General features: G+C 48.8%; 14 protein-coding genes. 7 read left to right on the forward strand and 7 right to left on the reverse strand.

Annotated features, from left to right (window positions below; translation table 11 throughout):
- Positions 1–51: 51 nt before the first annotated feature.
- Complete coding sequence (locus HMPREF1527_RS01355; RefSeq protein ID WP_003148440.1) at positions 52–237, reverse strand: ferredoxin; 186 nt, start codon at positions 235–237, stop codon at positions 52–54.
- Positions 238–734: 497 nt separating this feature from the next.
- Positions 735–1,409 carry a DNA alkylation repair protein gene (locus HMPREF1527_RS01360; RefSeq protein WP_016476908.1) on the reverse strand — a complete coding sequence of 225 codons (675 nt, stop codon included), beginning with the start codon at positions 1,407–1,409 and terminating at the stop codon, positions 735–737.
- A 109-nt stretch (positions 1,410–1,518) separates the two neighbouring features.
- Between HMPREF1527_RS01360 and HMPREF1527_RS01365 the strand changes: the two genes are divergently transcribed.
- Both HMPREF1527_RS01365 and HMPREF1527_RS07760 read left to right on the forward strand, forming a co-directional pair.
- Positions 1,519–2,046: a GNAT family N-acetyltransferase gene (locus HMPREF1527_RS01365; RefSeq protein WP_016476909.1), complete on the forward strand. Its 528-nt coding sequence runs from the start codon at positions 1,519–1,521 to the stop codon at positions 2,044–2,046.
- Positions 2,047–2,497: 451 nt separating this feature from the next.
- Positions 2,498–2,656, forward strand: coding sequence for a hypothetical protein (locus HMPREF1527_RS07760; RefSeq protein ID WP_016476911.1), 159 nt, complete (start codon positions 2,498–2,500; stop codon positions 2,654–2,656).
- Between the two features lie 349 nt (positions 2,657–3,005).
- Here HMPREF1527_RS07760 and HMPREF1527_RS01380 read toward each other — a convergent pair whose 3' ends face one another.
- The 5 genes from HMPREF1527_RS01380 to HMPREF1527_RS01400 form a co-directional block, all read right to left on the reverse strand.
- The gene (locus tag HMPREF1527_RS01380) at positions 3,006–3,389 is read right to left on the reverse strand and encodes a VOC family protein (protein WP_016476913.1); all 384 of its coding nucleotides are present in this window, start codon (positions 3,387–3,389) and stop codon (positions 3,006–3,008) included.
- Positions 3,390–3,444: 55 nt separating this feature from the next.
- Entirely contained in the window at positions 3,445–4,206 is a 762-nt protein-coding gene (locus tag HMPREF1527_RS01385; RefSeq protein ID WP_016476914.1) for a class I SAM-dependent methyltransferase, read from the reverse strand.
- 118 nt (positions 4,207–4,324) lie between these two features.
- Positions 4,325–5,764 (reverse strand): 23S rRNA (uracil(1939)-C(5))-methyltransferase RlmD, encoded by a 1,440-nt coding sequence (rlmD, locus tag HMPREF1527_RS01390; protein WP_016476915.1) that lies wholly within the window; start codon positions 5,762–5,764, stop codon positions 4,325–4,327.
- 1 nt (position 5,765) lies between these two features.
- Positions 5,766–6,815 (reverse strand): tryptophan--tRNA ligase, encoded by a 1,050-nt coding sequence (gene trpS / locus HMPREF1527_RS01395; RefSeq protein WP_016476916.1) that lies wholly within the window; start codon positions 6,813–6,815, stop codon positions 5,766–5,768.
- A gap of 73 nt (positions 6,816–6,888) precedes the next feature.
- Positions 6,889–7,623 (reverse strand): M48 family metallopeptidase, encoded by a 735-nt coding sequence (locus tag HMPREF1527_RS01400; RefSeq protein WP_016476917.1) that lies wholly within the window; start codon positions 7,621–7,623, stop codon positions 6,889–6,891.
- Positions 7,624–7,734: 111 nt separating this feature from the next.
- Here HMPREF1527_RS01400 and HMPREF1527_RS01405 point away from each other — a divergent pair, with 111 nt between their 5' ends.
- From HMPREF1527_RS01405 to HMPREF1527_RS01425, 5 genes are all read left to right on the forward strand, one after another.
- Complete coding sequence (locus HMPREF1527_RS01405) at positions 7,735–8,520, forward strand: class I SAM-dependent methyltransferase (RefSeq protein ID WP_016476918.1); 786 nt, start codon at positions 7,735–7,737, stop codon at positions 8,518–8,520.
- Between the two features lie 795 nt (positions 8,521–9,315).
- Complete coding sequence (locus HMPREF1527_RS01410; RefSeq protein ID WP_016476919.1) at positions 9,316–9,930, forward strand: TetR/AcrR family transcriptional regulator; 615 nt, start codon at positions 9,316–9,318, stop codon at positions 9,928–9,930.
- Between the two features lie 92 nt (positions 9,931–10,022).
- A complete protein-coding gene (locus HMPREF1527_RS01415; RefSeq protein ID WP_016476920.1) occupies positions 10,023–10,628 on the forward strand; it encodes an MptD family putative ECF transporter S component in 606 nt (201 codons plus the stop codon).
- Positions 10,629–11,327: an energy-coupling factor transporter transmembrane component T gene (locus HMPREF1527_RS01420; RefSeq protein ID WP_016476921.1), complete on the forward strand. Its 699-nt coding sequence runs from the start codon at positions 10,629–10,631 to the stop codon at positions 11,325–11,327. It abuts the gene before it with no gap.
- 1 nt (position 11,328) lies between these two features.
- Positions 11,329–12,804, forward strand: a complete 1,476-nt coding sequence (locus HMPREF1527_RS01425; RefSeq protein WP_016476922.1) for an ABC transporter ATP-binding protein — start codon at positions 11,329–11,331, stop codon at positions 12,802–12,804.
- The last annotated feature ends 5 nt before the right edge of the window (positions 12,805–12,809 follow it).

Here is a 12,809-nt window from a genome sequence, read left to right on the forward strand (position 1 = left end):
AGAGCCGCCGAAGCGACTCTCACATAGTAACCGATTATCAGCTCTAGCTAGTTAGTCAAGCTCAATAGCGGTAACGGGGCAGCCGTCGCAAGCCTCCTGCGCGGCGTCTTCTGCAGCTTCGGGAACCTCTTCCTCGATAGCGTGTGCCAGGCCGTCATCGCCGATAGCAAAGACCTCCGGGCAGGTGCCCTCGCAAAGACCGCAACCGATGCAATCTTCAGATACTGTTGCCTTCATGGTACTATCCTCTCACTGATTCCCAAGCCCCTTACTCGGGAAATTGCTGACTCAAGTGTAACGTACATTGTCGCAAGGCAAATTACACTTGTACATAAAGTTTTTACACGTTTTTCTCGTCCAGCGCAATGCCTTTCATATGCGTGTTTACCTGCGTATAAGTTTGCTTAGGCTAACCTTTTGGCATGGGACTAGGTGCGGCTTTGGTACGGCTCCTGCTGCGGCATCAGGTGTGGACCCGAGTACGGCTTCAAGCGCAGCTCCCGCCGTGGCTTTTGGTGCATCTTCGACCAGATTCCAAAAAAGTGCCACAGTTGTGATAAAAATACTTCACAACTCATGGCATTTTTAGGGGATTTATCACAACTGATGCCTTTTTTAGGAGTTTTCATATCACAACTCACGCACTTTTTTGGAATCGCACCGAAAGCGCTCTCGCGGAAAGAAAAAGAGACAGGAAGAGGCGAGCCGGGAAGACGCAAGGCGAGGTGAGGGGATTATCGCTTCAGGCTCTTGAGGTAAAGCTTCTGCTCTTTGGTGATGCGGTAGCTTTCGCGAGCCTTTTGGATTGTTTTATTGTGCGTCCACGTATCCAACTTCTCAGTTTCAAGGTAAGGTATCGTGAAGTCCCACTGCTTTACCAAGGCGGTGGCAAAAAACCAGGCGACCATCATGTTGACGTAGTATTCGTCTGAGTGAATCTGCGAGGGAATCTCTAGGTATTTGGGTTCGAAGTCATCGTCCAGAAAGTGCGTCATGAGCATCTCTATGCCAAACCTGCAGGTATATGTGTGAATGGAAGCTGTCCATCGCAGAATCTCGGACGTCAGTCGCGCGCGGGTTTTCTTGAATACCCGAGGTGACAAAATGTCGCAGACGGCCCAGTTATCGACAAAGGGGAGAAACGCATCAGTTGCCAAAACACAGGTGTCAAAGTCTTTAATCTCGGAGATAAGCAGGCTGTGCAGCATGTTCTCGTCGTAGTAGTTATGAGGGAGGGCGAGAAGGAACTTTTGAGCCTCTTTGGTTTTGGAAAGCCTCTTAGCCAGCTTCCTGAGCTGAGGGACGCGTACGCCGATAATTGATTCGCTCGGCACGGTGGGCGTAAGCTTGCTCTGAAATGCCGCGTATTCCGTATCTTGGAGCGCAAAAAGTTCCTCTTGAATTGTCATGGACGTCCTTTGCACATCTTAATGCGAGATTGACTGAGTATTATTTTATCGCAAGGGCCTGTTATATTGAGAGAGAAGAAACGAGCAAGATACAGATGCGGAGTAGGTCATGGAAGACTATCGTGTAGCGAGTGCCTCGGATTTTGCTGAGGTATGCGAGTTCTACAAAGAGGTATGCGAAAAGCAAGCGGATGACGAATATGGCGCCGATTGGCACTACGGCATTTACCCTACTGAAGACGATTTGAAGAAAAATTTGGAGAAGTCGGAGATCCATACATGCAGGATTGACGGTAGGGTAGTGTCGGCGGTGGTGTTGGAGGAGTCTGCCGATCCGATGTATCGTGACGTGGACTGGAAGATTAAGTGCCCTGACCATGAAGTGCTGACGATACATCTGTTTGCCATCCATCCGGATTTTCGCGGTCGACAGGTTTCAAGGAACATGATGAACTACATGTTTGAATATGGTAAAAAGCACGGGTTCAAGTCTGTTCAGCTTGACGTCTTGAAGGGCAATGTTCCGGCCGAGAAACTCTACATCAAAAGCGGCTTTTGCTTTGTGGAAGAGCGACCGGTTTGGTATGAGGACATTGGCGACCAGGTTGCTCACCTTTACGAGAAGAACCTTGGGTAGGTAGCTGCGGTTGATTGAAGCGGGTCAAGTCAACCGGCAAGGTCAGATTAACCGGTGAGTCAAACCGGCTGCAAGGTCAAGCCAATCGGTAAGGTCAGGCTGCCTCAACCTTAACGATTTGCATACGCATTATCTTATCGGTCATGTGTGCTAGGAGGCGGTGGATGCCTCTTATACCCGGGGAATTCAAAGAGTAGTAGCCAAGCATATATCCTTTAGATGAAACAGTGATTTTATCTGACCACGTGGAGAGCTCCTGCACGGCATTGTTGGTATAAAACAGATTGCCAAAATCACTCATCCCGTGTCTTTTCAGAACTACTCTCATCATAAGCTTGTAGCCCAAAGTCCCGACCGTATCAAAAACAAGTCTGCATCCGGGGAAGAATTCAGTCATTTTTAAGATAATAGCTTTGACCTCTCGTCTGTAAGACGTGCTTTTTGGAAGCAGATGGGTCGCACGCATCGTATTCCGCTTGACCTTGGTAATGAAGAGCCAAATGAAGAAAGTCTTGAAGCGATTCGGGAGACAGAGGACATCATTGCCAGAGGTGGTACGGGCCTGTCCTATGGCAATGCTGATGATTTGCTTACGACAATACGAGCATAGCCATGGGTCAGCTGAAGATTGAATTTACCACCTCGTTTAAACGTGACATAAAACGCCTTGATAGAAAACATATTGATGATTGTCCTCTGAGAGTGGTGATAGACCTTATTGCTGAGAATACACCCGAGGCATTAGATCAGTTAAGGCGTAGACATTGCATGCAGCCTTGAAAGGAAGCTGGGCAGGAAGCAATGAATGTCACGTCTGCAATGCTGGAGATTGGTTGCTTATTTGGGCCACATTTAATGCCACGCGAGGTAAAAAGGTACTTTTCAGCTATGCTCAAGGATTTATTACCTGAATTGCGTGCTTAGGAGAGAGACCTATTCGAGAAGCCCGTTTGCGGCGCTCAAACAGTAATCTCAATTTGATTCTGTTCAATGGCGACGACGCAACTTTCATAGTAGCCATCGCCGGTTGTTCTTGGCCCACTGATGACTTTGTAGCCGTCCGCTTTTAACCTTGCGGTCAGAGCATCCACTTTTTCTTTGCTGCCTGTGCTGAAAGCGATATGCGCGTATCCCGTGCGGCTGAGCTCCTTTGGCAAGTCAGGCATTCCCGGCTTGTTCATAATTTCGAGCCGGGTGCCATCATCAAAAGAGAGGAAATATGAACGAAAGTCCGTTCGAGGGTTATGGTAGCCATTATTGGATGTTGCCCCGAAGTACTTCACAAAGAATTGTTGAGCGCTTTCCAAATCATTTACGTACAATGCAATGTGTTCGATTCTCATATCTATCTCCGAAAAATCTATAGCTGTCTCCGTAAATTCGAGGTTGCCTGGTATATTACTTCTTTCTGGCTACAAAATAATACCGATGAATCCTTCCCTTAATCACACCGTCTTTCTCAAGAATCTCCTGCACCCTGAAGAGATTATCTTGATATTTCTCAACTTCAAAATCAGGGAATTCCCAGTCAATGATTCTTGCAAACCAAACGAGAGCACCTACGTCATAAAATTCTATCGGCCTATAGGCTTCAGCTTCCTCAATAATGTCAAATCCATTGTCTATGAATTCTTGTCTGGCAATACTCAAATAAGCTTTAGGAAAGGGAAGCTCGACATTGCCTAGTAGAAGCTCTACAAGGTCTCTGTCATTCTCAGCGCCAACTTGTTGCGTAAGAAACATACCTCCACTTTTAAGAATTCTTTTTAGTTCTTGTATGTTGTATTTACCGTGCCTGTTGGTAACAAGATCGAAGTAATCATCTTCAAACGGAAGCTCATCTCCTCCGTCAGCTGCCTTAAAATCTATCCCTAAAGGAAGAAGTCTTTCTTCACATAGTTTGATGTTTGGTGCATAACCTTCGATTGCTGCAGTATGTTCAGGATTGGCGAAAAAAGACAAAAGAAATTCTCCGCCGCCCGTTTCCATATCTAATAGATAATCAGTATCGTGCAGATAGGATTTGATGATACTTCCAAAGTCCCATGGAAGATCATCCTCTTCTTTATATCTGTTCCTAATGTGAGAGAAATCCCATCCTTTGATATGAGCGATTTCTTGTTCATGTAGCCATTGGGCGAGAAGCGCTTGTTTTTCCATAGGTTTCCCAACTTTTGGAGGGGCTCTGAATATCAACATAATCAAAAGAATCTGATGTCCGCTGAAGTATACCATCCAGCAAAAGTAATTCGTCAGAAGAGGTAAAGACAATCTCTGGCTAATTCACTTTTTGCAGCAATACTACACACTCCACATGAAACGTTTGGGGGAAAAGGTCAACGGGTGTGAGGCTGACTGGCTGAAACGTACCGATATCAACAAAGCGTCGCAGGTCACGGGCGAGGGTTGCAGGGTCACAGGAAACGTAGGCAATTGCTCGAGCACTCTGCTCAGAGAGCTGTTTCACAACATCAGGAGCAAGTCCTGCACGCGGCGGGTCAACCACAATGATATCTGCATCAGTATCGGGAAATGATCGTCCGGCATCTCCGCCGATGGCAGCAACATTTTCGAGACCAGAAGTCTCAAGGTTGCGACGAAGGTCACGCACAGCCGGACCGTATGATTCAACTGCAGAGACAAAGTTGGCACGACGAGCAAGCGGCAGCGTAAACGTACCAGCACCGCAGTAGAGATCCATAGCCACATCGCTATTCCGTACGTCAAGCGCAAAGAGCACAAGCTCCACGAGCTTCTCGGCACCTTTGGTGTTGACTTGAAAAAACGAGGGAGCAGAGACGCGCATACGCTCGTCGCCGATAAGCTCTGACCAAGAGCCTGCGCCGGATAGTCGCTCAACGCCTGCAATACGTCGGGCCTTACCCGGCCCCTTTGTCATTACGCGCACGATGCTTGTGGCGTCCGTAGCATCTTCCAGTACGCGCGCAACCTGTGCTCGGGGAAAGCCGCCGGGGGCCGTCCATAGTGCCACTTCAACGTCTCGCGTGCGGCGAGACGTGCGGATGCCAATGCGCTCAATGTCAAGCTCGTGGGAGCCGGAAAGGTAGGAGAGGGCGCCGCTCACTGCGCCGACGATCTTTTCATGAGCCTTGTCCAGAAGCGGACAGTCTTTGACACGGACGACGTCCTGACCGTTTGGCGCGTACATGCCTACAAGCGTTTTGCGCCCGGTACGCCTAAAGGCAAGCTCGATTTTGTTGCGATACCCCCACGGCTCGCCTGGAGCTACGATATCCTGCACCAGCTTGGACGTTTCGTTTGGCGAGAAGTGCCCAATGCGCTCAAGCGCAGAGACAACTCCGGCGCGCTTCTCGCGAAGCTGAGATTCGTAGGTCATGTTGCCCCAGGGAGCAGCTCCCGTGAGCGCCACAAAGGGCAGTGGGTTTGGTATACGCTCAGGTGACGGTTCAAGGACTTCTGAGAGCATGGCGCGAGAAAAGTGCTCGCTGTCATCGGTGAGCTCCACACGGACAATATCTCCCGGGACAGCGCCTCCGGAGATAAAAACAGTCTTGCCATCGGCGGTGTGAGCTATGGCATCTGCGCCGTAACTCATGCGCTCAACGGTGAGTTCAAGTTCAACCTTTGGGGCGGCGGAGTTTTGAGAATGAGCGGAGGTATTCGAGGCAGTGGAATTGCGAGGGTAGGCAGAAGCGTCTGAGGCAGCGCTATTGTGAAAATGAGCAAAAGTATCCACGCTAGTAAACCATACCCATAGCGTTTCGCACCTCATCTAAGGTAGCATTTGCAATTTCATTTGCACGTCGGTTACCGTCACTGAGCACCTCGCGTACGTAGTCGGGATGCTCTGCAATCTCCGCGCGCTTCTCGCGAATTGGAGCAAAGTAGCTGTTGACAGCCTCTGTGACGTAGGCTTTGAGAGCGCCTCCGCCGCCCATGCCAATTTCGTCGGCAATTTCTTTAGGATCGCGACCGGTGCAGATAGCAGCCGTGGTCAGGAGGGCGGAAACGCCGGGACGGTTCTCGGGATCAAAGGTGATCAGGCGCTCTGAGTCCGTCTTGGACTTTTTAATGAGCTTAGCCGTCTCCTCTGCCGTCATGGAAAGAGAAATAGCGTTGCCATAAGATTTACTCATCTTTCGGCCGTCAAGGCCGGGGAGCAACGGCGTTGAGGTCAGAAGGCCCGAAACTTCGGAAAAGACCTTGCCGTAACGTTCGTTGAAACGGCGCGCGATTTTAGTTGTGAGCTCAATATGTGGCAGCTGATCGCGGCCAACAGGTACGATATTGCCTTTGCAGAAGAGGATGTCGCACGCTTGGTGAACGGGATAGGTGAGCAAGAGCCCCGTGAGCGCGTGGCCAGATGCCTCTTGCTCGGCTTTGACGGTGGGGTTACGAAGCAACTCCGCTTCGGTGACGAGCGATAAAAACGGCAGCATAAGTTGGTTGAGCGCCGGTACGGCTGAGTGCGTGAAGATCATGGTCTTCTCGGGATCAAGACCGCACGCAAGGTAGTCAACGACCATGTTGTATACATTGTCGGCAATATGCTCGGTGGTGTCGCGGTCAGTAATGACCTGATAGTCGGCAATGATTACGTTGGTGTGCACACCAAGGTTCTGCAGCCGCACGCGCTCAACGATGGTGCCAAAGTAATGGCCTAAGTGTAGTCTGCCCGTAGGACGATCTCCGGTAAGCATGGTGTAGTTTCCGGGATGCTCTGGCAGATCTGCTTGAATTTCATTGGAACGGCGCAGCGCCGCCTCATAGCTGCCTTCGTTTGGCATAAAAGCTCCTCAAATCTTCAAAACATGCGCGCGTGCCATTGATGCCAGCGCTCCTTAGTCAGCAGCGATTATTTTATCGCAAAGACGGTCGGGCATTCTTGAGGCCGGAGCGTACTTCTTTCCAGTTTGGATAGAACGTGGTGAGAAGAGCGTAAAACTCTTTGTTATGTCTGCGGACGTAGAGGTGGGTGAGTTCATGGGCAATAACATACTTCAGAGCTTCCGGATTATGCTCAGCAAGCTCAAGGTTGAGCGTGATGGCTCCCGTTTTGGTATTGCAGGAACCCCAGCGACTTTTCATGCGCCGTGTGCGGTACAGCGAGGCGCTCCGACCGGCTTTTGCTTCTGCGGCGGCGGTCATCTCAGGCAGAATTTTGCGCATCTCTTTGGCGAGAAACTCATCAAATGTTTTACGAATAGCGCTTTGGGAAGTTTCGGAGGTCAGGTCATTGAGATAGCGGTTGGGGAGTGTGATAACAAGGTCGTGTGCAGAGATATATGCTGTTCGTCTTGACCCCGGGATAATCTGCAAGGCGTAAGGCTGTCCCCAAACGCTGACCTCGCAACCGGAAATGATGTTTTGACCTGCGGAGTTCTTCTCGCTGGGCAATGAGGTGCGAGAGAGGGTGGCGCGGATCCAATCGGATCTGGATTCGATGAAGGCAAGCACAACTGCTTCTGAGGTATGCCATGGATAACTTACGACAACACGTCCTTCTCGGGTGACGCGCAGATTGATATTCTTGACGCGCTTTTGGGTAAGCTGCACGGGAATACCTGCTATCTGTACGGTCTTTGCCGATGTCATGCGTGCGAATCCTTAGGTACTGGTCATTTTTGCTCGAGCAAGTTGCTTTGACAGACAGCTACAATAGGTCTGGCAGTTTTGGCATACTCAGTATAGATGACGGAGGATGATGTGAACTCTCAGGAAGATGTTAAAAAGCAATATGAGGTGACAGACAATCTTGATATTCGCATAGCGCTCCATGAAAAATATTCATCGAATAAGCAGGGTTTTGGTAGTTGGATCTTCTCGCATTACCAGTTTAAGACGGCCAGTGCGAATACTGTGCGTGTTCTTGATGTCGGTTGCGGGACAGCGGATTTATGGGCTGAGAATTACGCAAATCTTCCGGTAAACGTTGATTTGATTTTGACTGACTATTCCAAGGGGATGGTTGCTGCCAGTACGCTCAAAATGGAGCAATATCAAAATGTTCAATGTGAGCGCGCGGACATTATGGATCTTCCCTTTGATGCGAACAGTTTTGATGTCGTTACCGCAAATATGATGCTCTATCATGTGCCGGATCTTGAAGGTGCTCTGAAGGAGGTTCACCGTGTTCTCAAGTCCGACGGTGTCTTTTACACCTCGACCTTTGGTACGCCTAGTCTTGCGCAAACTCTTGGGAGCTGGTTATCGCATTTTACCGGCGTCGTTGACAGTCCCGAGACCTTTACTTTGCAAAACGGCGCAGCCTCGCTAAAAACGTGTTTTACGGATGTGGTCAGGCTTGACTATCCGGATTCTCTTGAAGTAACGGATGCACGTGATCTGCTTGCGTACGTCTACTCGCTTCCGGAGGTATTTCATTTGAAGGACACGCAGCGTCAGGATGTCTTGTCTGTGCTCGCCTCGCACAAAGTTGACGGTGTGATTTCAATTCCAAAAGAGTATGGCTTGTTCGTGTGTCGCCCTTAGATTGCGCTTAGATTGTGCCAGATGTCCTTATCGCTCCAAGCATGCAGATTTCAAGCGTACATATCTCCTGTTAGCGAACGCCCTTCTCAAGGCAGCAACGCCAATGATAAGCAGCAGAAGAGCAAGCGACCAGGCGGTCAAGACGCCAAGTGCGCTGACGGGGTTCAAATTGACGGTTCTTGTTATTTGAAGCGTAGGATATATCCCAAGGTAGGCGACGATGTTTCTGACATCAAAGTACGTCATGGGGAGAAAGCGGATCAAAGAGCTGTTGAAATCTATTACCGAGAAATATCTTGAAAGGGGAAATATATAAGCGTCGCTGATGCTTTTTTATCGAGAGGAGCGCTCTTCTCGCTGTGTCAACTCTACTACCTAGGATTTTTAAAATGAGAGTGAATTAGGGCTCGAAAAAACTACTACACAGCTCTAGGTTTTGAAGCATGATGATTTTCTAGTAGTTCACTTTTTGATTGCGGTCATCATGATCCCCGATTTTCGAAAAGTTGCTAAAGAGTTCTGAACAGTTGGTGGGTCGCGCTAAGAAATCGTGAACAGTTGGTGGGTTTTGGCCTTCTGAAGCCTTCTCTGAGGCTCAAATCCACCAACCGTAGACCATTCCTTAGCAGATTTTATAAAAAGCGAGAAGGAAGGATTTTGAAGCGGAAAGGTATTCGCGGAAAGCAAGTATCGCGAATACCGGCAGTAATCCTCTCTTGACAGAGCTCAAGGCACAGGCTAATATACTACCGGTATATACCGATGGTATATACCGGCTTAAAAAGGAAGGAAGTAATGGAAAGCTCTGACACAAAAAAGAAAATACAAGAGGTAGGAAAGAAGGAGTTTCTAAGAAAAGGATTCAAGGATGCTTCTCTGAACCATATCGTAGCTGAGGCTGGGTTTACGAAAGGTGCGTTCTATGGCTACTACCCTGATAAAGCTGCGTTGTTTGAGGATTTGGTTTCTGAGGCAGCGGATGGATTGATCGAGAAGTTCAAAGCGGCTCAGGAAGCTCATTTTGACTTGATCCCGGCGGATAAAGCCAGCCGGAGTCGAGATTTATCCACGCAGTATCTGCGTTATTTCGTTGAATATATTTATGAGCATTTCGATGCATTCAAGCTGGTACTGTGCTGTGCGGACGGGACAAAATACGAAAACTATGTGCATGATTTGGTGGAACTGGATGTTGTCCGGTCAGAACAATACTTTTCTGCTCTTCGAGAGCGTGGAAAGTTAAAGGGAGACGCCAGTCGGGAATTACATCATATGATTACCAGCGCTTATTTTACGGCAGTGTTTGAAACTGTTGTACATGACATGCCAAAGGAACGGGCAATCAGATACATAGAGGAACTGGCAACTTTCTTCAATGCCGGATGGGAGGGTCTCTTGCGCATTCAGTAAGCATCAGATCACAACGATTCAAGGCGGAATAACGCGCTTCATATCGTTGTTTTTACGACGAGAAGAGCAGTGTCTAACAAAGGATTACTACTATGGTTTCTCAGCCGATAAACACAAAAATGCAGACAAGAGATTTCATCTCTGTGGGTGTATTTTCTCTTATCTATGCTGCCGTTGCTTTTGTGATCGGCGGCATCGTACAGATGACACCGGTGACATTTCCATTTATGCCGCCGGTGGTAGCTCTTTTTACTGGAACGATCTTCATGCTTTACGTTGCTAAGATCCCGAAGCGATGGGCTCTTACTACTCTTGGCGTCATTGGCGGCATTTTGCTCTTTGTGACGGGAATGTTCTGGATGATGTCGGCGTTTTTTGTTGTTTTCGGTTTTTTGACTGATCTGATCTGCGCATCCGGTCAGTTCCGGTCCTTTCGGAAAAATCTTATTGCCTATTGCGCAATGTCATTGTCTCCCATGGGGGCATACGTCCCTATGGTTATCATGCCGGCGCAATTTGACGCTTTTATGCAGAACAAGGGCAACTTTGAGGCATTTTCTGATGCGATCCACTCCATTGGGGCAAATTGGTGGGCTGTTCCGTTAATGGCAGTTGTCACGATCTTGTTTGCGCTGATCGGAGGTCTGATTGGCCGGAGCCTGTTGAAAAAGCACTTTGAAAAGGCGGGAATTGTGTAAATGAAACCGGATCCACGAACAAAACTTTTGATCCTTGCGGTGACAAGTGTTTCTGTCTTTCTGAATGGAAGTCTCATTGTGGAGGATGTTTTTGTATCAATTCCTCTGGTCCTTTGTTTTCTGGCTAAGGAAAGTAAAAAAGTTCTTCGATATGCTGCATTGTTTATTGTCCTGCTTTTGGTTCAGTTGATTCTGATCCAACATCTTCCGGTGACAGTCGGGGGAATCGTGTACATGTTTGCCGTTTACATCCGAAAGCTGATCCCTTGCTTTATGCTGGGAACTTACCTGATCTCTACCACAAAAGTGAGCAGTTTTCTGGCAGGAATCAGCCGTTTCCGTTTGCCAAAGGGCTTTACTATTGCACTCTCAATAACGCTCCGTTACTTTCCAACCATGGGCGAGGAATGGCGCTCTATCCGGGATGCCATGGCGCTCAGGGGAATCTCTGCCTCCATAGGAGGAATGCTGCTGCATCCGCTGCGAACCATGGAATATGTCTATGTTCCCATGCTGGTCTCTGCATCCCGGATTTCGGATGAAATCTCTCAAGCGGCGATCACACGCGGTATCGATCACGTGGGTGAACGGAGCTGTTTTGAGGAGATCCATTTTACAATCTGCGACATCCTTATATGGCTGATCTATACCGGGGTCATTGCGTTGATGGTCATGGCTCCTTCCTTGGGGGTAATGTGATTTGATACGTTTTGAAAAGACATCATGGTCCTATACCTCTGAAGGGGAGGGATCGATCCAAAGTATTTCTTTACATATTCGAAAGGGCGAATGCGTCTTGCTCTGCGGAGCATCGGGCTGCGGAAAGACTACGTTGACTCGGATCATCAACGGCCTGATCCCTCATTTTTATTCGGGTAAGCATTCCGGAACCGTTCAGGTTGCGGGTCTTAATCCAGTTTATACGGAAATAGCGGAATTATCTGATCTGGTTGGAACCGTTTTTCAGAATCCCCGGACACAGTTTTTCAATACTGATACGGACAGTGAGCTGGTATTTGGGCTGGAAAATCGAGCTATGCCAAAAGAACAGATGAGGGAGCGTCTTACAGAACTCACGAAGGAACTGCATCTGGAAGAACTGCGCGAACGCAGCATCTTTGCTCTCTCAGGCGGAGAAAAACAGAAGGTCGCTTTTTCTTCCGTTTACGCCTCCGATCCGGAAATTCTGGTTCTGGACGAGCCTTCTTCCAATCTTGATGCTGCGGCTGTCCGTGAGCTTATGGGTTTGATCGCACAGGCAAAGACAGCCGGAAAGACCATCATTATTGCGGAGCATCGGCTCTGGTATCTGATGGAATTAGCAGATAGAGTCGTGTATCTGCAGGACGGACAGATCAAGCGAAACATGGATATAGCAGAATTCCGGTCTCTTCCTTCTGCGGAGATCAAAGCGATGGGCTTGCGCTGCCGAGAATTGAAAAAGGTCGACTTAGAGAGCATACAGCCAGCGGCATCCGAAAGTACTTTAAAAGTGGATCGGCTTTCCGTATGCCTTGGAGACAGACAGGTGCTACAGGAACTTTCCTTTTATGCAAAGGGCGGAGAGATCATCGCTATCGCCGGTGCGAATGGCGTGGGAAAGACGACTCTGGCCCGTGTGATTTGCGGTTTGCAAAAAGAAGGAGCCGGAAGCGTTTCCATCAACGGAGAGCTTCTTTCTACGAAAAAAAGAAAACAGCGATCCTATATGGTTATGCAGGATGTAGGTCATCAGCTCTTTACTGACAGCGTCCTGGAGGAATGCCGTCTGGGTGCAAAGAATCCGGATGAGGAGCAGATCGAAAGTGCTCTGAAACTTATGAAACTGGATGCGTATCGAGAAAGACATCCGCTCTCCCTCTCCGGAGGTCAGAAGCAGCGGCTTGCCGTGGCAGTAAGTCTGATTTGCGAAAAAGATATGCTGATTTTTGACGAGCCGACCAGCGGGCTTGACCTTGCCGGTATGCAAGAGGTCGGACGTCTGGCACAGGAGTTGTCAAGGCGCGGAAAGATCCTTCTGATCATCACACATGACGTGGAATTTATGAAAACGATCTGTTCTCGGATCCTGATCCTGTCCGAAGGAAGGATCAGTGCTGATCTCACAGGAGCGGAGCGGGAAAAGGCGGAGCAGATCCTGCAAGGCGGAAGATGCAAGGTGGAGAATGGAGGGTGAAAAAC

It is taken from the genome of Atopobium sp. oral taxon 199 str. F0494, from assembly GCF_000411555.1.
Lineage (GTDB): Bacteria > Actinomycetota > Coriobacteriia > Coriobacteriales > Atopobiaceae > Lancefieldella.